The organism is Paracoccus sp. (in: a-proteobacteria), assembly GCF_030604785.1.
GTDB lineage: Bacteria > Pseudomonadota > Alphaproteobacteria > Rhodobacterales > Rhodobacteraceae > Paracoccus.
This window is the reverse complement of the sequence record NZ_JAUVVF010000033.1, coordinates 18,841-39,572: the sequence shown is the minus strand read 5'-3', so window position 1 is coordinate 39,572 and position 20,732 is coordinate 18,841. Positions and strand designations below refer to the sequence as shown.

The window sequence follows — 20,732 nt, the reverse complement described above, 5'->3', positions numbered from 1 at the left end:
GCTGGACATGTTGTCCTCCGATTGAAAGGGGCGCTTTGCGCCCGGGTTTGCATCTTCGGCCTTCTGACCCAGGGGTTTCCCCCGCCTTTTCGGCATGTGACCGGTTTAACCGCCGGTGATTGACAAGTAGTGAATTACCCCCCTTCGCTCAAACACAGTTCCCCGAGCATTTTATCAAAACCGCTGCGGCATCGGCGCAAGCGTGGTGGCGCTGCGGCGGCGCCCCGCATCGTCATAGGTCTGCAGCGACTGGGCCGACAGGATGATGTCGCGCAGATCCTCGGCCGCCTGTCTTGCTCCGCGCAGCGAGGCCTCGGCCAGCGCGCGCAGCTCGGTCAGGGCGGATTCGAGCATCGGGCGCTGGTCGACCGAAACGCCCGCCGCCAGTGTCTTTTCCAGAAGATCCAGGCCTTTCTGCGCCGTTTCGGCGTCGCCCGTCAGGATCGCGGCCTTGATCCCGGCGATTCGTCTTGCCGGGCTCATGCGGCGGTTCCCTGCCGGAGGAAGCGGTCAAAGCCCAGATCGACCTGGCGCGACAGGATCGCGGCATGTTCACGCGTCAGGAAGCTGCCGAAGTGATCCTCGCCTGCGCCGCCGGAAAAGGCCCCCGACATCGGCCCCGGTCCGCAATATTTCAGCATTTCCTCGAGAAACGCCTGTTCAAGCTGCTTTGCGGCATCGATGCCTCCGCCGGATCGCGGTGCCGCTTCAGCCGCCTTTATCGCAGATATTTCGATCATGATTCATATTCTCCTGACAATTCGGGACAGAATGAAGCCTAAAGCCGGGCGGTAAATAATAAGTAAGGATTCCGCATTATAACGGCCCCAAAGAAGGATCGGATGCGATGATCGAATTGACCGGCCCCATCGGCCCCGCACGCCCCTTGGAAGGAGCGCGGCTCCGTGACGGGGTCGATGGCGAGGGCACTGTTTTCGCGCTGATCGAGGCGGCGCTGCTGCCGCCCGATGCCCGCGCGCCAGAGCCAGAGAGTTTGGACGCCTTGGTGCCGGGGGCTTTGGTCCACGGGGACGCGGCGCCGGGGGATGCAGCGCCTGAACCCCTGTCGCAACGCCTGCCGGATGAGGGCAATGCGCCGGCGGACGATTCGGCGGCTGCGGTAAGCGGTGCAGCGCCCGCCCCCGATCCACTGGAGGCCTGGCTGGAGCGGCAGGCGGGCCTCAGCGCGCGGGTCGCGCCGCAGCAGGCGCGGGTCGATGCGGACAGTGACGGGTTGCCGGGGACGACCGCGCGGCACGATCTGCCTGCGGCCATGGATGATGCGGGCGGGCGCACGGAACGGCCAGAGGGCGTGCCGCTGCAGGCCGTGCTGCCGCCGGACGCGACGTTTAATCCCGCCGCGTCGGCAGAGGTGACGATCCGACCGGATGCGCGGATAGAAAACGCCCTTGCGCAACCGGGGGAATCGGTCACGCAGTCCAAGCCCCAGGCGCCCGAGAAGACGGTGGCCCCCCCGGCGGAAGGCGCGCGCACCGCCGTCGATGATTCCGCGCCACCGGCGCCGACCGAGCGGGCAGGATCGCCTCGCCCCCTCACCGCGCGTGAGTCCCCCGCGTCAGAGGCCACCGCGATCAGGACCGATGCGCCCGGCGAGCGACCGACCCGGGGGCGCACGATGCCGCAGGATGCCGGGGCGCGGTCCGTCGCGATGGAGACAGGGGCCGGACGCCTTGAGGCTGCCGAAGCGACCGTAATGCCGGACAGCCTGCCGGCAGAGGGTATTTCGCAGCGTCGCGCCGAGGCGGGCGGCGGGTTGCCGACGCCGGACCTGACCGCAGGCCCGGCCATCGGGGCGGGGTCGGAGAGCGTCGCGGTCCGCCATGACCCCTCGCCCATCGCTGACATCCCGATCTCGCGGGAAGGCCTGGCGCAGACCCAGCCGGTTGCGCGCCAGATCGTTGCCGCGCTGGCTCCGCCACCGGCGGGCAGGGCGATGCAGGTGACGACCTTCGAGGGCGTGACCGAGATCGCGCTGTCCCCCGACGAGCTTGGGCGGGTCAGCATATCGGTCAGCGGGCAGGACAGGCCGGTGATCGTGATCATGGCGGAACGACCCGAGACGCTGGATCTGTTGCGCCGCAACGCCGATCAGCTGGGGGCCGAACTGCGCGATGCGGGGCTGGACGGGAGCGCGCTGTCCTTCCGCGACGGCCCGCCGCCCGGGCCCCGGCACCTCGTGCGCGACGCGGCCCCGCCGGAAGGCGCCGAGGGGGGAAGCGCGCTGACGCCGTCGCCCGCCGCCATCGTCCATCAGGCCGGGCGCTTCGCGGGGCACCGAATCGACATCAGGCTATAGGAGACCGGCATGGATGTTTCAGCCGTCGGCAATGGCGCCGCGACAGCGGGCTCGGGCAGCGCGGGCTTCTCGGGCGCGGCCTCGGGCGCGGATTTCGAGACCTTTCTGCGCATGCTGACCGCGCAGCTGCGCAACCAAGACCCGCTGAACCCGATGCAGGGCGCGGATTTCGCCGTCCAGCTGGCCACCTTTGCCGGGGTCGAGCAGCAGGCCCACACCAACAAGCTGCTGGCGCAGATGGCGGGGGCCTCGGGCGGGGGGAACTTCGCTGCCTGGATCGGCAAAGAGGCGCGGACCACGGCGCCGGTCTGGTTCTCGGGCCGGCCGGTGACGCTGGACATCGCGCCGGACCCCTCGGCCGACAGCGTGCAGCTGGTGACGCGCAGCGGCACCGGCGTGGTGATCGACCGGACCGAGATCGGGCCGGGCAGCGGACAGGTGGACTGGACCGGCCAGCGCGACGACGGAACGCGGTTGCCCGACGGGCAATACAGCTTCACCCTGGAAAGCCGCCGCGACGGCCGCCTGGTCGCCGAGACGAAAGTCGGCGCCTACGGGCTGATCACCGAGGCGACGTTCGGCGCCGACGGGACGCGGCTGATCTTTCAGGGCGGCGGCTCTGCCCCGGCCAGCGAGGTGACGGCCCTGCGCGCGCCGCCGTGACTGGACGCGTCCGGTCTTGACGCAGGCCGCGCAAGCGGGCAGGCCCCGTCGCAGCCAGAGAGGAGGCCGCCATGAGCTTCGACCGAAAGATCCGGATCGCGCCGTCGATCCTTTCCGCCGACTTCGCCAATTTCGGCGCCGAGATCCGCGCCATCGAGGATCAGGGCGCCGATTGGGTCCATGTGGACGTGATGGACGGGCATTTCGTGCCGAACCTCACCTTTGGCCCGCCAGCGGTCAAGGCGTTCCGGCCGCATGTCCGCAGCTTCATGGACGTCCATCTGATGATCGCACCGGTCGATCCCTATATCGAGGCCTATGCCGAGGCGGGCGCCGACATGATCACCGCGCATGTCGAGGCCGGCCCCCATCCGCACCGCACCCTGCAGGCGATCCGCGCGACCGGCAAGAAGGCCGGGATCGCGCTGAATCCCGGCACGCCGGTCGAGGCCGTGTCCTGCCTGCTGGACCTGTGCGACATGGTGCTGGTGATGACGGTCAATCCGGGCTTTGGCGGGCAGAAGTTCATCCATTCGCAGATTGACAAGATCGCGCGGCTGCGCGGCATGATCGGCGACAGGCCGATCCACATCCAGGTCGATGGCGGCATCGATCCGGCCACGGCACCGCTGGTGGTGAAGGCCGGGGCCGATGTGCTGGTCGCGGGCTCGGCCGTGTTCAAGGGCGGCTCGGTCGACCGGCCCGAGATCTACCGCGCCAATATCCGTACGATCCGCGAGGCCGCGGAGGGCTGAGGCACGGCCCGAGGCGGAACCCCACCGCGGCCAGGGCGCGGCAGCGCGGTCGGCCGGAACGGGCGGCATTGTGCGGGCGGCGGCCGGGCAATCGGTCGGCACGCTCGGGGCTCGGGGCTCGGGGCTCGGGGCGCGGGGCTCGGGGCTCGGAAAGACGGTGATGCCCCGCGCGCCTTCGGCAAGGGGTTTGACATTGCGTCCGGCAGAGGCTTCGCTGCCGGGCGACGAACAGGGAGAACAGGATGGATCTGGGGATCAGGGGCAAGCGCGGGCTGGTCTGCGCCGCGTCAAAGGGGCTGGGCCGCGGCTGCGCCGAGGCGCTGGCGGCGGCCGGGGTCGATCTGGTGATCAACAGCCGGACCGAGGCCGACATCGTCCGCACCGCCGAGGAGATCGCGGCGCGGCATGGCGTCGCAGTCACGCCGGTCGCGGCCGACATCACGACCGAGGCGGGCCGCGCGGCGGTGCTGGACGCCCTCGGCCAGGCCGACATCCTGGTGACGAATGCGGGCGGGCCGCCTCCGGGCAACTGGCAGGACTGGTCGCGCGACGATTTCATCCGAGCGCTGGATGCCAACATGCTGTCGGCCGTCGCGCTGATGCAGGCTCTGGTGCCGGGCATGATGGAGCGCGGCTGGGGCCGGGTCGTCAACATCACCTCGCAATCGGTGCGGGCGCCGATCCCGGTCCTGGGCCTGTCGAACAGCGCGCGTGCGGGGCTGACCGGCTTTGTCGCCGGCATGTCGCGGCAGGTCGCGCGCCACGGCGTCAACGTGAACAACCTGCTGCCGGGCATCCACGCGACCGATCGGGCCGACGGGCTGGATCGCGGCGTGTCGCAGGCGCAGGGCATCTCGATGGACGAGGCGCGGGCGCAGCGCAAGGCGACGATCCCCGCGGGCGCCTATGGCACGGCCGAGGATTTCGGCGCGACCTGCGCATTCCTGTGCAGCCAGCATGCGCGCTTCATCGTGGGCCAGAACATCCTGCTGGATGGCGGTGCGACGAATCTCACGATCTGATCAGGCGGTTGCGGCCCGGTTGCGGCGCTGCTAGGGCAGAAACCCGACGGAAACACTCCGACCAGAAGACAGGCAGATCGTGACGCAGCCCGCCCGACTGGAGGTCCAGAACCTGACCCGCGCCTTTGACGGGCGCCGCGTCGTGGACGACGTGTCCTTCCGGGTCGAGGCCGGGCAGGTCGCCTGTCTGCTGGGCCCGTCGGGCTGCGGGAAATCCACCACGCTGCGGATCGTGGCGGGCGTGGACATGCAGGATCGCGGGCGCATCCTCGTCGATGGCCGGGTGGTCTGCGACGGCGAGCTGCGGCTGCCGCCCGAGGCGCGGGCCATCGGGCTGATGTTTCAGGATTTCGCGCTGTTCCCGCATCTGCCGGTCAGCGAGAACGTGGCCTTTGGCCTCAAGGGCGGGTTCAAGGCGAACCGCGCCCGCGTGGTCGAGCTGCTGGAGCGGGTGCACATGCTGCGCCATCTGCAGAGCTATCCGCACGAATTGTCGGGCGGCGAGCAGCAGCGGGTTGCGCTGGCCCGCGCGCTGGCGCCGCGTCCGGGCGTGCTGCTGATGGACGAGCCCTTCAGCGGCCTGGACGAGCGTCTGCGCGACGGCATCCGCGACGAGACGCTGGCCCTGCTGAAGGAAGAGGGCACCGCCGTCCTGCTGGTCACGCACGAGCCCGACGAGGCGATGCGGATGGCCGATCTGATCCTGCTGATGCGGTCGGGTCGGATCGTGCAGCAGGGGGCGCCCTACAATCTATACAATGCGCCGGTGGACCGTCAGGCGGCGGCGTTCTTCAGCGACATCAACGTCTTGCAGGGGCGTGTGCAGGGGGCGCTGACCGACACGCCCTTTGGGCAATTCCTGACGCCGGGGATGCCGGATGGCTGCGAGGTCGATATCGTGATCCGGCCCCAGCATCTGCGGATCGACTTTGACCGGGCCGGTCAGGGGCCCGCGCCCACGCCGGAGAACGGGCAGGCGGCGCTGGCCCGGGTGGTGCGCGCCCGCTATCTGGGCCGCGAATCGCTGGTCGAGTTCGCGACCGAACACAGCGGCATCGCGCTGAATGCGACCGTGCCGGGCGTGTTCCTGCCGCCTGCGGGCACGCCGATGTGGCTGATGCTGCGGCGCGACCGCTGCTTCGTCTTCCCGCGCGGATAGCCCGTCAGAGCTGCCCCGTGGCGGCGCGATAGGCCTCGATCACACGGGCCAGATGCAGGCGGCGGCCCCGGGGGTCGGCCAGGCGGGCGGCAAGGCGGCGCGCGCGGGCCGAGATCTGCGCGCAGGTTTCGGGATGGGCGCGGGCCCAGGCCAGCTTCTCGGGCAGATCGGCCGCGCCCTGCTTCAGCGGGATCATATGGCGCCAGGGGCGGAAGAGGCCGGTGACAAAGCTTTCGGTGCCGTCATCCTCGGCCAGGACCACGGCCTCGTCCTGGACCAGCGGCAGAAGGTCGCTGTCGCCTTCGGTCGAGGCCAGACTGATCGCGTAGCGCCCGGCAGGCTGGTCCGAGGCCAGGCGCGGCGGCGTCAGGGGCGCATGGGACAGCGCCTGTTCCAGCCGCGCGTCAGGCAGGATCGCGGCATCAAGGCCGGGCAGGTCCAGGCAGGCCAGACGCCAGCGCGACAGCCCGGTCAGCGCGCGCAGGGCACGCGGACCTGCATGGCCACCGACCAGCGCGTTCAGGACCTGTTCCGCGCTGCGGCCATCGGCGCCGCGCCCCGACAGCCTGCCGCGCCAGACCGCCAGATCGGGCCGGTCCGCCAGCGCCGGACGGCGCGGCAGCGGCGCGCCGGGAAAGCCGTCATTGCCGATCCGGTGCAGCCACGGCGCGGGCCACAGATACACGTTCTCGGCCCCCCGCGCGCGCAGGCAGGCCAAGAGCGGCGCCTCGGCCGGAAGGTCCGACCCCGAAGGGCGCATGTCCAGCCAGTAGCAGCCGCGATCGGCGATCTGGGCGATGTCGTTGGCCACCGGGGCGACGCGCAGAAGGCCGGGGCGCTGAGCCTCGAGATAGAAGCCGTCGGGGCCCCGGCGCAGGGGCAGAAGGCGGCCATCGGCGCCCCGCAATTCGGCCCGGTCGAGATCCAGGCAGACCGCCTGTTCATGGGGCGCGCGCGGCGCACGGGTCAGGCCCAGCCGCGCCGGGGCGGCCAGCGCGGTCAGACGCCGCGCCAGCCGCAGGCGGCTTGCGGGCGTGTAGCCGGCGCCGGGCAGCGGTGTTTCCAGCATTGCGCGCACGCGGGGCAGGTTCTGCAGGCGCGCCTGCCGCACCCCCGCGCCGGGCAGGTCGGGAATGCGCCGCAGGTCGAACCAGGGCGAGAGGGCGCGGCGGTAATCCTCGGGGGTGGCCTCGTCGATGTCGATCTCGATGAATTCGGGCCTGCCCGCGAAATGCTGCCGGGCGCCGGTCAGATGCGCCTGCCATTCCTCTGCCCAGAGATCGGCCAGTTCGCCCAGGGCCACGCCGCGCCATGCCGCATGGCCGCGCGCATAGGCGCCGCCGCGATGCAGGTAGCGGCTGGCGATCCAGTCCTCGACCCGGCGGGTGTTCAGCATGAAGACCGCGCCCGGATAATGCGCGTCAAGGAAGGCGTAATCCTTGAACGCCTCGATGATGGGCATGTTCAGGAAGCGCGCCGATTCCATGTCGGTGAAGGCCGTCACCCGGTCGGCCCAGCGCGCCAGGGGCCGCGCGCCGGTCAGCTTGGCATAGGCGATATCCTCGGCCAAGGCGCCTTCCAGCCAATGGGCGGCCGGGATCGCATTCATGTCGAAGAGCCGCGCGATGAAGGTCGTGCCGCATTTGTTGAAGCCGATCTGGAAGAATTTGGGCTGCATTCCGGGCCTGTCCTTGCGCGGGGCGACCTTGGCGCGCGGCGGGTCGGGGTGTCAACCAGAGCGGCAGCCCGACGTCCAAAAACGGCGTTTCGGGGCACGCAAGCGACAAGACGCTTGCCTTGCGCGCGGGCTGCGGCTAGGGGTGGGGTCGGAATTCGGGAGACACCGGCACGCGTGCCGGGGCCGAAGGAGAAGCCGCCCCGGCAAGCTCTCAGGCGAAAGGACCGCTTTCCGCAAGAACTCTGGAGAGTGGTCGCAAGACCCGCCGAAGGGATAACGATCTCAGGCGCCCGTTTCGGGCAGGGACAGAGGGGGCATCGAGGCGCGGGTTTTCCCGTTCAACCGATGCCGGCTGTCCGGCTGTTTCGCAGGAGGGCCTGATGGCCGAGACGAGTCGCCGGACCGGACTTTACGATCTGCATGTCGAACTGGGCGCCCGGATGGTGCCCTTCGCCGGCTGGGAGATGCCGGTCCAGTATCCGATGGGCGTCATGGCCGAGCATCTGCACAGCCGCGGCCAAGCGGGCCTCTTCGATGTCAGCCATATGGGTCAGGTTCTGGTCGCGCCGAAGGACGGCCGGCTCGAGACCGCCGCTTTGGCGCTGGAAAGCCTGATCCCTGCCGATGTGCTTGGCCTGCCCGAGGGGCGGCAGCGCTACGGCCTGTTCACGAACGATGCGGGCGGGATTCTGGACGATCTGATGTTCGCCAACCGGGGCGATCACTTCCTGCTGGTCGTGAACGCGGCCTGCGCGGAACAGGACATCGCGCATCTGCAGGGGCTGGACGACGTGACCGTCACGCCGGTCACGGATCGCGGCCTGCTGGCGCTGCAAGGCCCCGAGGCCGAGGCCGTGCTGGCACGGCTGGTTCCGGGCGTCACCGCGATGCGCTTCATGGACAGCCAGGTGCATGACTGGGACGGGGTCGCGCTGTGGATCTCGCGTTCGGGCTATACGGGCGAGGACGGGTTCGAGATTTCGGTGCCTGCCGAGCGGCTGGAGGCCTTCGCCCGCGCGCTGCTGGACCAGCCCGAGGTGGCGCCCATCGGCCTGGGCGCCCGCGACAGCCTGCGGCTGGAGGCCGGGATGCCGCTTTACGGGCATGACATGGATGCGGGCGTGACCCCGGCCGAGGCCGGTCTGGCCTGGTCCATCCCCAAGATCCGCCGACCGGGCGGTGCGCGGGCGGGCGGTTTTCCGGGCGCCGCGCGCGTTCTGGAGGCTGCCGGCGGCATCCGCCGCGGCCTGCGCCCCGAGGGGCGCGCGCCGATCCGCGAGGGGGTGGCGCTGTTCGACGCCGAGGGGCGCGCGATCGGGACGGTCAGTTCGGGGGGCTTCGGACCCTCGGTCGGCGGGCCGGTCGCCATGGCACGCATCCCCGCCGACATTCCCGACGGCGCCGTGATCGAGGCAGAACTGCGCGGCAAGCGCCTGCCCGTCACCGTCTGCCCCCTGCCCTTTGTCACGCCTTCCTACAAACGCTGAGGTTCTGTCATGTTGAAATATACCGAAGACCATGAATGGCTGCGCGCCGAGGGCGACGAGATCGTCGTGGGCGTCACCCGGCATGCCAGCGACCAGCTGGGCGACGTGGTCTTCATCGAACTGCCCGAAGAGGGCCGCGAGGTCGAGGCGGGCGACGAGATCGTTGTGATCGAGAGCGTGAAGGCGGCCTCGGACATCGTGGCGCCGGTGGCGGGGGTCATCACGGCGGTGAACGGCGCGCTGGCCGACAGCCCCGGCGACGTGAACGGCGATCCGATGGCGGCCTGGTTCTTCCGCATCAGGCCGGCGGACACCGGTGCGATGGAGGGCTTCATGGACGAGGCGGCCTATCAGGCTCTGATCGGCTGAGGCCTTTTCCGGGCCGTCGCGCCTGGCGACGACAGATCTGCCGGGCTTCGGCCCGGCGGGCGCCGGGGGTTTCACCCCCGGACCCCCAGGGTATTTGGACAACGAAGAAGAGGGGGCCGCGCGCCCCGATGGAGGCGTGATGAGCCGCTGGACCGCGACCGACTACAACCCCGACGATTTCGCCAACCGCCGCCATATCGGGCCGTCCCCGGCCGAGATGGCCGAGATGCTGAAGGCCGTCGGCGCCGACAGTCTGGATCAGCTGATCGAGCAGACCGTGCCCGCCGCGATCCGGCAGGATGACCGGCTGGACTGGCCCGCCCTGTCGGAGGCCGGGCTGATCGCGCGGATGCGCGAGGTTGCCGCGAAGAACCGCGTGATGACCAGCCTGATCGGTCAGGGGTATTACGGCACGGTCACGCCGCCCGCGATCCAGCGCAACATCCTGGAGAACCCGGCCTGGTATACGGCCTATACGCCCTATCAGCCCGAGATCGCGCAGGGGCGGCTTGAGGCGCTGTTGAACTTCCAGACCATGGTGGCGGACCTGACCGGGCTGCCGGTGGCCAATGCCAGCCTGCTGGACGAGGCGACGGCGGCGGCCGAGGCGATGGCCATGGCGCGGCGGCAGGCCAAGTCCAAGGCCGATGCGTTCTTCGTCGCCCATGACCTGCATCCGCAGACGATCAGCGTGATCGAGACGCGGGCGGCGCCTCTGGGCATCCGGATCCTCAAGGGCTCGGTCGATGATCTGGTGGCCGATCAGGTCTTCGGCGCGATCTTCCAGTATCCGGGCACCTACGGCCATATCCGCGACCTGTCGCCCGAGATCGAGGCGCTGCATGCCGCGGGCGCGCTGGCGGTCGTTGCGACGGACCTGCTGGCCCTGTGCCTGCTGAAGGAGCCGGGGGCGATGGGGGCCGACATCGCCGTGGGCAGCGCGCAGCGTTTCGGCGTGCCGATGGGTTATGGCGGCCCGCATGCGGCCTTCATGTCCTGCCGGGACGAGTTGAAGCGGGCGATGCCCGGCCGGATCGTGGGGGTCAGCATCGACGCCGCCGGCCGGCAGGCGCTGCGCCTGTCGCTGCAGACGCGCGAGCAGCATATCCGCCGCGAGAAGGCGACCAGCAATGTCTGCACCGCGCAGGCGCTGCTGGCCGTCATGGCGGGGTTCTACGCGGTCTTTCACGGGCCGGTCGGTCTGCGCGCCATCGCGCAGCGGGTGCATCTGCATGCCGTGACCATTGCCGATGCGCTGCGGGCGGCCGGGGCCGAGGTCGCGCCCGAGGCGTTCTTCGACACGATCACGGTCAAGGTGGGCGTCGGTCAGGCGGGCATCTTGGCCGCCGCCGAGCAGCGCGGCATCAACCTGCGCCGCGTGGGCCGCGACCGCGTGGGCATCAGCGTGGACGAGACGACCGATGCCGGCGTGATCGCCCGCCTGCTGGACGCCTTCGGCATCACCGACCCGGCGGCGGCGGCCAGCGCGCCCGCGATCCCGGACGATCTGCTGCGCGAAAGCGATTATCTGACCCATCCGGTCTTTCACATGAACCGTGCCGAATCCGAGATGATGCGCTACATGCGCCGCCTGTCGGACCGGGATCTGGCGCTGGACCGGGCGATGATCCCGCTTGGATCCTGCACGATGAAGCTGAACGCCGCGGCCGAGATGATGCCGATCACCTGGCCCGAATTCGGCGCGCTGCACCCCTTTGCGCCCCATGATCAGGCGGCGGGCTATCACGAGGCCATCGCCGACCTGACCGAGAAGCTTTGCCGCATCACCGGCTATGACGCGTTCTCGATGCAGCCCAACAGCGGCGCGCAGGGCGAATATGCGGGGCTTCTGACGATCCAAGCCTATCACAAGGCGCGGGGCGAGGATCGCGACATCTGCCTGATTCCGGTCTCGGCCCATGGCACGAACCCGGCCAGCGCCCAGATGTGCGGGATGCAGGTGGTCGTGGTGAAATCGGCGCCGAACGGGGACATCGACCTCGAGGATTTCGCCGACAAGGCCACCAAGGCGGGCGACCGGCTGGCGGCGGTGATGATCACCTATCCCTCGACCCATGGCGTGTTTGAGGACACCGTGCGGCAGGTCTGCGAGATCACGCACAAGCATGGCGGGCAGGTCTATATCGACGGCGCGAACATGAACGCGCTGGTGGGCCTGGTGAAACCGGGCGAGATCGGGGGCGATGTGAGCCACCTGAACCTGCACAAGACCTTTGCCATCCCGCATGGCGGAGGCGGGCCCGGCATGGGGCCGATCGGGGTCAAGGCGCATCTGGCGCCCTTCCTGCCCGGCGATCCGCGCACCGGTGAGGGCGCGGTCTCGGCGGCGCCCTACGGGTCGGCCTCGATCCTGCTGATCTCGTGGGCCTATTGCCTGATGATGGGCGGCGAGGGGCTGACGCAGGCGACGCGGGTGGCGATCCTGAACGCCAACTACATTGCCAGCCGGCTGGCGGGGGCCTATCCGATCCTGTTCATGGGCAATCGCGGCCGGGTCGCGCATGAATGCATCATCGACACGCGCCCCTTCGCGGCTCATGGCGTGACCGTGGACGACATCGCCAAGCGGCTGATCGACAACGGCTTCCATGCGCCGACGATGAGCTGGCCGGTCAGCGGCACGCTGATGGTCGAGCCGACCGAGAGCGAGACAAAGGCCGAGATCGACCGCTTCGTCACGGCGCTGCTGGCGATCCGGGACGAGATCACCGACGTCGCCGAGGGCCGCATCGCGGCGGACCAGAGCCCGCTGCGCCACGCGCCCCACACGGTCGAGGATCTGGTCCGCGGCTGGGACCGCCCCTATTCGCGCGAGCAGGGCTGTTTCCCTCCGGGGGCGTTCCGGGTGGACAAGTACTGGCCTCCGGTCGGGCGGGTGGACAATGCCCATGGCGACCGGAACCTGATCTGCACCTGTCCGCCGCTGGAAAGCTACGCGCAGGCGGCGGAATAGGGCTGCTGGGTGTCGCGGCGTCTTGACATCGGCGCCGCGACGATTAAACCGGCGAACACGTGGGGTCGTAGCTCAGTTGGTAGAGCGCGTCGTTCGCAATGACGAGGTCAGGGGTTCGATTCCCCTCGGCTCCACCAGTTATCCTTTGAGAACAATCATGCGTTCCGCCGCCAATGGCGCGCGGATATCGTTGGTCAGCGCCTTAACTCTTGAAGCCCAGTCGGCTTGAGCATGTCGGCTGAGCTTGCGGCAGAAGACGCGCCCGGTTGCCGCGCAGCTCCTGCCCCGCCGCTCCTGAGGACAGCGAGGCGTTTGATCATCACGGGCTCAATCGGACGCCCGAGCGCAGCCAGATGCTCCGGCAGGGGAACGACAAGCGCCGTCTGGCCTTACAGCAGGAAGTCGTTTGCCGTCAGGTTGTGCAGGCCCTGCAGGCGGATGATCCCGTCGGCGCGCCCGTCGCCGTCCACATCCAGCAGGACATGGGTGAAGTCGTTCTGAGTGCCCGGCCGGTCGATGCGCTCGTAGGAGACCTGCCCCGCGCGCGACAAATCCCCCGTGCCGATGAAGCTGAAGCTGTTATTGCCCGCCCGCCCGGTATCGGCGTCGATCTGGCGGAGGTCGATCCGGTCGAGGCCGCGCTGGAAGTCGGTGATCACATCGGCCCGCGAGACGTCGCGGCTGGTATCGCCAAGGCTGCGGAACACGAAGACATCGGCCCCCGGTCCCCCGGTCAGGATGTCGGTGCCGGACCCGCCGATCAGCGTGTCGCTGCCGAAGCCGCCCAGCAGCGTGTCATTGCCCAGACCGCCATCCAGCAGGTCGTTGCCGGCATTGCCCTCGAGCCGGTCGGCACCGAGCCGCCCGAACAGGCGGTCATTGCCGCCCCCGCCCAGAAGCGTGTTCGCGGCCGCGTTGCCCATCAGCGAGTCGTTGGCCGCACCGCCCTGGATGTTCGGAATGCCTGCGATCACGTCGCGGCCATAGCCGGTATTCTGCGCCCCGCCGATCGCCAGATCGACGCGCGCACCGCGCGTCCCCACGACAAGCCAGTCGCTGCCATCGCCGCCACGCAGCACATCGTCGCCATCGTCCAGATGCAGGCGGTCGATGCCGGGCCCGCCCAGCAGAGTGTCGTTGCCCCCCCCGCCGATCAGCGTGTCATTGCCCGTTCCGCCCTCGAGATGGTCATTGCCCCGGTCTCCCAGAAGGCGGTCATTACCAGCGCCGCCGAAAAGTCTGTCATTGCCGTCGTCGCCGACCAGCGTGTCGTTACCGTCCTCGCCTTCGAGATGGTCATTCCCCCAGCCGCCCAGCAGGCTGTCGTTGCCGTTACCGCCCAGAAGCGTGTCGTTGCCGCCGCCGCCCTCAATCGTATCATTCCCATCGAAGCCCAGCATGCGATCGGCGAAATCGCTCAACCGGACGAAATCATTGCCGGACAGGGCCTGGCGGAACAGGGCGCGGTCGTCGTCAAGCGTCGGGGTCAGGCCGGCCTGCCGCAAATCGCGAAGCGACATGTCGAGGCCAATGATTTCCCAGTCCGGGATGACGGAAAGAGGCGGTGTAATCTGGAAGACAACATTGACACGCCCTGTTGTCGCCGACGGGTTGGGGGGAAAGGCGAAGCCGGAGCCGCCGAAAGACACGACCCCCACCTCGCGAAAACCGAGGTGGTAAGGAGCAAAATACCAATCGCTGTAAGCGGTTCCATCGTGCTCCAGGAAGGAGTTCGCCCGCAGATCCCCTCTATAGAGGCTGACGAAAGGAAGGGACAAATCCAGCGAAAGCAAGTCGAACTTCTTGCCGCTGCGCATAAGCGCCATGGGGAATTCCTCGCGAAAAAGAGAAGACATTCGGGGAATACCCCCGAATGTCTTAATCCCCCATCCTTTCGGCAGTCAATGACTGCCTAAGGCTGATGTCGCTCAGAGGCTGGCGGCCTCGTCGATACCCAGCATGATGTTGAGATTCTGCACCGCCGCCCCGGACGCGCCCTTGCCCAGATTGTCCAGCACCGCGACCACCGTGGCGCAGCCCGCGGCGTCGTCGCCATGCACGCTGATCTCCAGCAGGTTCGTCCCGTTATGTGCGGTCGGCACCAGACGTGCGCCGATCGCCTCGGCGGGCGACACGCGGATGAAGGTCTGGCCATGATAATGGGCGGCCAGGGCCTGATGCAGCGCGCCGATGCTGCGGTTCTGGTCGAGGTGCAACGGCAATTGCACCGCCATGCCCTGCGCGAAATTGCCCACGGCGGGGGAAAAGACCGGGCGGCGCGTCAGGCCGGTCTGGCGCATGATTTCGGGGATGTGCTTGTGGCCTTGGCTCAGCCCATAGACGAAATGCGCGGGTGCCTCGCCCGATTCGTATTCGGCGATCAGCGCCTTGCCGCCGCCCGAATAGCCGCTGACGGCGTTGATCGACAGCGCCTCGTCGGGCTGGACCAGGCCGGCCGCGATCAGCGGCGCCAGGATTGCGATGGCGCCGGTCGAATAGCAGCCCGGATTGCTGACCAGCCGCGCGCTGGCGATCCGCTCGCGCATCTCGGGGGCCAGTTCGGCGAAGCCGTAGACCCAGTCGGGATCGACCCGATGCGCCGTCGAGGCATCGATGATCCGTGTCGGCAGATCGGCGCACAAAGCCACGGCCTCGCGCGCGGCCTCGTCGGGCAGGCAGAGGATCGCCACATCGGCGGCGGCGAAGGCCTCGCGCCTTGCCTCGGGGTCCTTCCGGCGGGCGGGATCGACCTGCACCAGACGGATATCGGCGCGGCCCAGAAGCCGGTCGCGGATCTGAAGACCGGTCGTGCCGGCCTCGCCATCGATGAAGACGCTGTAGGTCATGGGCCATCCCCCGTTGCGGAACGCAGCCTTCCTAGCGGAAAGCCGCGCGCGCCACAACGCCGGGCCGGAGGCAGGGGTTCAGATGCTGCAGATCTCGGACCGGGTCAGGAAACGCTTCTCCCGCCCGTTATCCAGACTGAACATGCCCCCGCGCCCCGGCACCACGTCGATGATCAGGTCGGTATGCTTCCACGCCTCGTATTGGCTGGCCGAGATGTAGAAGGGCGCCCCGCCGATCTCGCCCAGCTTCACGTCGCGTTCGCTGATGCGGAAATCGGTCTGCGGATAGCACATAGGCGACGAGCCGTCGCAGCAGCCGCCCGATTGGTGGAACAGGACGGGGCCGTGATCGGCCACGATCTCCTCGATCAGCTTCAGGGCTTCAGGTGTCGCGCTCACCTTGCTCATGGGTCAGTCTCCTCCTCAAAAGACGCATGACCTGCCGCTCCTCGGGTCGCAGGCCCGGCTTGTCCAGATTGTCGTCGATCCGGCGACGCAGATCCAGCTTCAGCTCATCGGCAAGATAGGCCTCGATCACGCCAGGATGAACGTAGCATTTCCGGCAGATCGCGGGCGTGTTGCCCAGCCGGGCCGCCACGGATTCGATGGCGTCGCGGATGTTGCGCTGGCGCGCGGCATCGCCCTGGACGGCCTCGGCTTCGGCCAAGGCCAGGGCGGCGAGGACGGTGCCGGTCCAGGTGCGGAAATCCTTGGCGGTGATGGCCTTGCCGGTCACGTCGCGCAGATAGAGGTTCACCTCGGTCGAGCTGACGGGCCGGATCTGGCCCTCGTCGTCGGTATATTGGAACAGGTGCTGGCCGGGCAGATCCTGAAGGCGCCGGATGATGCGGGCGACGCGCCGGTCGCGCAGCCCCAGATCCCATTGCTTGCCGCCCTTGCCGCGAAAGCGGAAGCGCATGCTGCTGCCCGTCAGGCGGACATGGCGCCCCCGCAGCGTCGTCAGCCCGTGCGAGCGGTTCTCGCGCGCATAGCTGTCATTGCCGACGCGGATCATGGTGTTTTCCAGCAGATGGACGATGGTGGCCAGAACCTTTTCGGGCGGCGTGCCGCGCAGGCCCATATCGCTGTCCACGCGGGCGCGCAGGCGCGGCAGGGCGCGGGCGAAGTCCAGCATGCGTTCGTATTTGGCACTGTCGCGGACCTCGCGGAAATCGGGGTGATAGCGGTATTGCTTGCGCCCCCGCCCGTCGCGCCCGGTGGCCAGCAAATGGCCGCGCGGGTCGGGGCAGATCCAGACCTCGGTCCAGGCCGGAGGAATGGCAAGTGCCGCGATGCGCCGTCTTTCGGCCGCGTCGCGGATCGTGCGGCCCCGCGCGTCGCGATAGGAAAAGCCCTTGCCCGCCCGATGGCGGGTGATGCCCGGCATGTCGTCGCTGACATGGAGGAGACCCGCGCTTTCGGCGGCATCCTCGGGGTCGATGATCGTGGTGGATGGGGACATGTCGCGCCCGGCTGCCTGTCGCGGGGAAACGCGGCAGAGGCGCGGGCGGTTGCCACAGGGCGGCCCGAATGACGGACCGCCCCTTGGCGTCGGATCAGAAGAAGCCCAGCTTCTTGGGGCTGTAGCTGACCAGCATGTTCTTGGTCTGCTGGTAGTGGTCCAGCATCATGCGGTGGTTTTCGCGCCCGATGCCCGACTGCTTGTAGCCGCCGAAGGCCGCATGGGCCGGATAGGCGTGGTAGCAGTTCGTCCAGACGCGGCCCGCCTGGATCGCACGGCCAAAGCGGTAGCAGGTATTCGCATCGCGCGACCACACGCCCGCACCCAGACCATAAAGCGTGTCGTTGGCGATCGACAGCGCCTCGTCGGCATCCTTGAAGGTGGTCACGGACACGACCGGGCCGAAGATCTCCTCTTGGAAGACGCGCATCTTGTTGTGGCCCTTCAGCACGGTCGGCTTGATGTAGTAGCCGCCCGACAGCTCGCCGCCGTGATCGGCCGCTTCGCCGCCCGCCAGAACCTCGGCGCCTTCCTGGCGGCCGATGTCGAAGTAGGACAGGATCTTCTCTTTCTGCTCGGACGAGGCCTGCGCGCCGATCATGGTCGCGCTGTCGCGGGGATCGCCTTGGACGATGGCCGCCACGCGCTTGAGCGCGCGGTCCATGAAGCGGTCGTAGATCTTTTCGTGGATCAGCGCGCGCGACGGGCAGGTGCAGACCTCGCCCTGGTTCAGAGCGAACATCACGAAGCCCTCGATCGCCTTGTCGAAGAAGTCGTCATCCTCGCGGCAGACATCCTCGAAGAAGATGTTCGGCGACTTGCCGCCCAGTTCCAGCGTGACCGGAATCAGGTTTTCCGACGCATATTGCATGATCAGCCGGCCGGTGGTGGTTTCCCCGGTGAAGGCGATCTTGGCGATGCGCGGGTTCGAGGCCAGGGGCTTGCCCGCCTCGAGGCCGAAGCCGTTCACCACGTTCAGCACGCCCGGCGGCAGAAGGTCGGCGATCAGGTCCACGAAGACCATGATCCCGGCGGGGGTCTGTTCGGCGGGCTTCAGCACAATGCAGTTGCCGGCGGCCAGCGCGGGGGCCAGTTTCCAGCAGGCCATCAGCAGCGGGAAGTTCCACGGGATGATCTGGCCGACGACGCCCAGGGGCTCGTGGAAGTGATAGGCGATCGTGTCGTGGTCGATTTCCGAAATGCCGCCCTCCTGCGCGCGCAGGACGCCCGCGAAGTAACGGAAATGGTCGATGGCCAGCGGCAGGTCGGCGGCCATGGTCTCGCGGATCGGCTTGCCGTTGTCCCAGGTCTCGGCGGTCGCCAGAAGCTGCAGATTGGCCTCCATCCGGTCGGCGATCTTCAGCAGGATGTTCGACCGCTCGGTGGTCGAGGTGCGGCCCCAGGCATCCTTGGCGGCATGGGCAGCGTCCAGCGCGGCCTCGATATCGGCCGCGTTCGAGCGCGCGATCTCGCCGATGCTGCCGCCGGTGATCGGCGTGGTGTTCACGAAATACTGGCCCGATTGGGGCGCAGTCCACTTGCCGCCGATGAAGTTGTCGTAGCGGCTGGCAAAGGGCATTACGCCCACGCCCTTGAATTCATGGGTCTGATCGTTCGGCATGATATCCTCCTCTGATACGTCGCCCGGATCTCCCCATCCGGGCTATGCCTTCACTTTGGGGGGCGGGCAGATTCGCGGCAATCGCCCCCGCTTGCCGCAGCGCGTGACCTGTCTCAGTGGTGAGACAGTCTTGCGTCCCTTTCCGCGATGCCCAGCCGGGTCATGCGGCGATAAAGCGTGGCGCGGCCCACCCCAAGCGCGCGGGCGGCCCGGCTGACATTGCCGTCCGCGCGCGCCAGGGCACGCATCACGGCGGCCCGCTCGGCCTTGTCGAAGCCGGTCAGGTCGTCCTGCCGCCCCAGCAGGTCGGCGGCGGGGCGCGGCCTGATCGCGCCCTCGCGTTCCAGTCCCAGGATGCGACGGGCGGCGCGGGTCGCGCCGATGGCCAGATCGTCCTTGTCCACCGCCAGCAGAACCGCCTGATCGGCGGCGTCCGAGGCCGCGACGACGATGCGGGCCTCGGGAAAGCTGGCGCGGAAGAACATCGTCTCGATCGCGCGGGCGGTCTGGGCGACCTGCGCGGCGATCAGGCGGTTGTAGCGTTCGGTCTGGTCGGCGCGGGCGCTGCTGACATCCAGCGCGGCGGCCAGGCGGCCGTCCGGCCCCCAGATCGGCGCGTCCATGCAGGACATCGCCGTGTTGCGGGTGTGAAAATGTTCGTCGCGGTGGATCGTGACCTGCCGGCCCTCGGCCAGGCAGGTGCCGATGCCGTTCGTGCCCTGAGCGGCCTCGGACCAGTCATTGCCGGTCCAGAGCCCCCAGTCGCGGAACTGCGCGGCATCGCCGTCGGCGACGCGCTGGTCCAGCACGATGCCCTGCGCATCGGTCAGAAGGACATTGCAGCCCGACAGGCAGACCAGCGTGTAAAGCTGGTCCAGCTGTGGCGCGGCGACGTCCAGAAAGACCTGCATCTGGCCCCGGCGCTGCGCGATCTCGGCATCCGACAGCCGGTCGGGACGGCGGCGGTCCGACGGGTCCAACCCGTGCTTCATCATCGAACGGCGCCAGGATGCCGCAAGGGCCGAGGTCGCGGATTTCGACTGCGACTGCTCGGCCACGAGGTCCGCGTGGCTTCGCTGTGTCATGGCTCCTCCTTGGCAGGAGGTTAGCGCAGATTCGCCACCGCGCAATTCACGACTTTGGTCGCGGTCCGGCCTAGCGGACCGGACCCTGCGGCTTGATGACACCCTCGACGATGCCGTCGCCGCCCGGTGCGGAATGCCGCGCGGTCCCGCCCATGCTGCCCGAAGGCGCGACGCGCCGCGGCTGATAGGGCGGCAATTCGACACCGTCGCGGTAAAGAAGCGACTGTCCCTGATGGAAAAGGTGCAGCGCCTGCGGATCGGCGGCCAGACGCACGTTGCGCCCGGTCAGGCCGGGATGGATGCCGGGCAGCTTGGCGGTGATCGGCGCGGTCTCGGCATTGGTTCCGAAATAGAGCAGCGTCACCTCGCCCAGAGCCTCGGTCAGATCGACCTTGCCCTCGAAGAGGGGGGCGTGATCGGTCTCGACCATGTCCTCGGGGCGGACGCCCAGATTGACGACCATGCCCTCGTCACCGGGGCGGGTCGGGATGGCCACTTCGGCGGTCAGGCCGCTGTCCAGCGTCACCTGCGTCATCTCGCCCGCGCGGGTCACGCGGCCGGGCAACAGGTTCATCGCCGGGCTACCGATGAACTGGGCGACGAATTCGTTGATGGGCCGCTCGTAAAGTTCCAGCGGCGCGCCGACCTGCGCGATGCCGCCGCCGGCCAGAACCACGATCCGGTCGGCCAGGGTCATGGCCTCGGTCTGGTCATGGGTGACGTAGATCATCGTGCGATCGGGCATCGAGGCCTTGAGCTGCGCGATCTCGATCCGCGTCGCGACCCGCAGCGCCGCGTCGAGGTTCGACAGCGGCTCGTCGAACAGATAGACCTTGGGGTCGCGCACGATGGCGCGCCCGATGGCGACGCGCTGGCGCTGCCCGCCCGACAGCGCCTTGGGCAGACGGTCCAGATAGGGCGTCAGTTGCAGCATCTTGCCTGCGCGCTCGGTCGCCTCGCGGATCTCGTCTCTGGACTTGCCCGCGATCTTGAGGGCAAAGGCCATGTTGTCGCGCACCGTCATGTGCGGATAGAGCGCGTAGGACTGGAACACCATCGCGATGCCGCGCTGGCTGGGCGGGATGTCGTTCATCACCTGCCCGTCGATCTGCAGCGTGCCGCCGGTGATCTGTTCCAGCCCCGCGATCATCCGCAGCAGGGTGGACTTGCCGCAGCCCGAAGGACCGACGAAAACGATGAATTCGCCAGAGCGGATATCGAGGTCGATATTGCTCAGCACCTTCACATCGCCATAGGCCTTGGCAACGTCGGTCAGCTTCAGGTCTGCCATGGT

General features: G+C 68.5%; 18 protein-coding genes, 1 tRNA gene and 1 riboswitch. Of the genes, 9 read left to right on the top strand and 10 right to left on the bottom strand.

The window, feature by feature from the left end; translation table 11 throughout:
• Positions 1-174: 174 nt before the first annotated feature.
• Both QAR72_RS11515 and QAR72_RS11510 read right to left on the bottom strand, forming a co-directional pair.
• Positions 175-483 (bottom strand): hypothetical protein, encoded by a 309-nt coding sequence (locus QAR72_RS11515; RefSeq protein WP_304617520.1) that lies wholly within the window; start codon positions 481-483, stop codon positions 175-177.
• Positions 480-740, bottom strand: coding sequence for a flagellar biosynthesis protein FlgJ (locus QAR72_RS11510; protein ID WP_304617519.1), 261 nt, complete (start codon positions 738-740; stop codon positions 480-482). Before QAR72_RS11510 ends, QAR72_RS11515 begins: the two co-directional genes overlap by 4 nt.
• A gap of 107 nt (positions 741-847) precedes the next feature.
• On the opposite strand from QAR72_RS11510, the gene fliK reads away from it, so the two are divergent.
• The 5 genes from fliK (at position 848) to QAR72_RS11485 (ending at position 5,916) form a co-directional block, all read left to right on the top strand.
• Positions 848-2,317 carry a flagellar hook-length control protein FliK gene (gene fliK / locus QAR72_RS11505; RefSeq protein WP_304617518.1) on the top strand — a complete coding sequence of 490 codons (1,470 nt, stop codon included), beginning with the start codon at positions 848-850 and terminating at the stop codon, positions 2,315-2,317.
• A gap of 9 nt (positions 2,318-2,326) precedes the next feature.
• The gene (locus QAR72_RS11500; RefSeq protein ID WP_304617517.1) at positions 2,327-2,980 is read left to right on the top strand and encodes a flagellar hook capping FlgD N-terminal domain-containing protein; all 654 of its coding nucleotides are present in this window, start codon (positions 2,327-2,329) and stop codon (positions 2,978-2,980) included.
• Positions 2,981-3,051: 71 nt separating this feature from the next.
• Positions 3,052-3,735 (top strand): ribulose-phosphate 3-epimerase, encoded by a 684-nt coding sequence (gene rpe / locus QAR72_RS11495; RefSeq protein ID WP_304617516.1) that lies wholly within the window; start codon positions 3,052-3,054, stop codon positions 3,733-3,735.
• A gap of 242 nt (positions 3,736-3,977) precedes the next feature.
• A complete protein-coding gene (locus QAR72_RS11490) occupies positions 3,978-4,757 on the top strand; it encodes an SDR family oxidoreductase (protein WP_304617515.1) in 780 nt (259 codons plus the stop codon).
• Between the two features lie 79 nt (positions 4,758-4,836).
• On the top strand, positions 4,837-5,916 hold the full coding sequence (locus tag QAR72_RS11485; RefSeq protein WP_304617514.1) for an ABC transporter ATP-binding protein: 1,080 nt from the start codon (positions 4,837-4,839) through the stop codon (positions 5,914-5,916).
• 4 nt (positions 5,917-5,920) lie between these two features.
• On the opposite strand, the gene QAR72_RS11480 is transcribed toward QAR72_RS11485, so the two are convergent.
• Complete coding sequence (locus QAR72_RS11480) at positions 5,921-7,594, bottom strand: hypothetical protein (protein WP_304617513.1); 1,674 nt, start codon at positions 7,592-7,594, stop codon at positions 5,921-5,923.
• Between the two features lie 146 nt (positions 7,595-7,740).
• A riboswitch (glycine riboswitch) is annotated at positions 7,741-7,831 on the top strand.
• Positions 7,832-7,974: 143 nt separating this feature from the next.
• Between QAR72_RS11480 and gcvT the strand changes: the two genes are divergently transcribed.
• From gcvT to QAR72_RS11460, 4 genes are all read left to right on the top strand, one after another.
• Positions 7,975-9,081: a glycine cleavage system aminomethyltransferase GcvT gene (gene gcvT / locus QAR72_RS11475; protein ID WP_304617512.1), complete on the top strand. Its 1,107-nt coding sequence runs from the start codon at positions 7,975-7,977 to the stop codon at positions 9,079-9,081.
• A 12-nt stretch (positions 9,082-9,093) separates the two neighbouring features.
• Positions 9,094-9,450, top strand: coding sequence for a glycine cleavage system protein GcvH (gene gcvH / locus QAR72_RS11470; RefSeq protein WP_304617521.1), 357 nt, complete (start codon positions 9,094-9,096; stop codon positions 9,448-9,450).
• A gap of 139 nt (positions 9,451-9,589) precedes the next feature.
• A complete protein-coding gene (gene gcvP / locus QAR72_RS11465) occupies positions 9,590-12,424 on the top strand; it encodes an aminomethyl-transferring glycine dehydrogenase (protein ID WP_304617511.1) in 2,835 nt (944 codons plus the stop codon).
• 61 nt (positions 12,425-12,485) lie between these two features.
• A tRNA-Ala gene (locus QAR72_RS11460) sits at positions 12,486-12,561 on the top strand.
• A gap of 252 nt (positions 12,562-12,813) precedes the next feature.
• Here the strand turns inward: QAR72_RS11460 and QAR72_RS11455 are convergent.
• The 7 genes from QAR72_RS11455 to QAR72_RS11425 form a co-directional block, all read right to left on the bottom strand.
• Positions 12,814-13,944 carry a calcium-binding protein gene (locus QAR72_RS11455; RefSeq protein ID WP_304617510.1) on the bottom strand — a complete coding sequence of 377 codons (1,131 nt, stop codon included), beginning with the start codon at positions 13,942-13,944 and terminating at the stop codon, positions 12,814-12,816.
• 408 nt (positions 13,945-14,352) lie between these two features.
• Entirely contained in the window at positions 14,353-15,270 is a 918-nt protein-coding gene (gene argC / locus QAR72_RS11450) for an N-acetyl-gamma-glutamyl-phosphate reductase (protein WP_304617509.1), read from the bottom strand.
• 78 nt (positions 15,271-15,348) lie between these two features.
• Positions 15,349-15,678, bottom strand: coding sequence for a DUF779 domain-containing protein (locus QAR72_RS11445; RefSeq protein ID WP_304617508.1), 330 nt, complete (start codon positions 15,676-15,678; stop codon positions 15,349-15,351).
• The gene (locus QAR72_RS11440) at positions 15,653-16,732 is read right to left on the bottom strand and encodes a DNA topoisomerase IB (RefSeq protein ID WP_304617507.1); all 1,080 of its coding nucleotides are present in this window, start codon (positions 16,730-16,732) and stop codon (positions 15,653-15,655) included. Before QAR72_RS11440 ends, QAR72_RS11445 begins: the two co-directional genes overlap by 26 nt.
• 94 nt (positions 16,733-16,826) lie before the next feature.
• Positions 16,827-18,353: an aldehyde dehydrogenase gene (gene adh, locus QAR72_RS11435; RefSeq protein WP_304617506.1), complete on the bottom strand. Its 1,527-nt coding sequence runs from the start codon at positions 18,351-18,353 to the stop codon at positions 16,827-16,829.
• A 113-nt stretch (positions 18,354-18,466) separates the two neighbouring features.
• Positions 18,467-19,438 carry a helix-turn-helix domain-containing protein gene (locus QAR72_RS11430; protein WP_304617505.1) on the bottom strand — a complete coding sequence of 324 codons (972 nt, stop codon included), beginning with the start codon at positions 19,436-19,438 and terminating at the stop codon, positions 18,467-18,469.
• Between the two features lie 70 nt (positions 19,439-19,508).
• The gene (locus QAR72_RS11425) at positions 19,509-20,729 is read right to left on the bottom strand and encodes an ABC transporter ATP-binding protein (protein WP_304617504.1); all 1,221 of its coding nucleotides are present in this window, start codon (positions 20,727-20,729) and stop codon (positions 19,509-19,511) included.
• Positions 20,730-20,732: the final 3 nt, after the last annotated feature.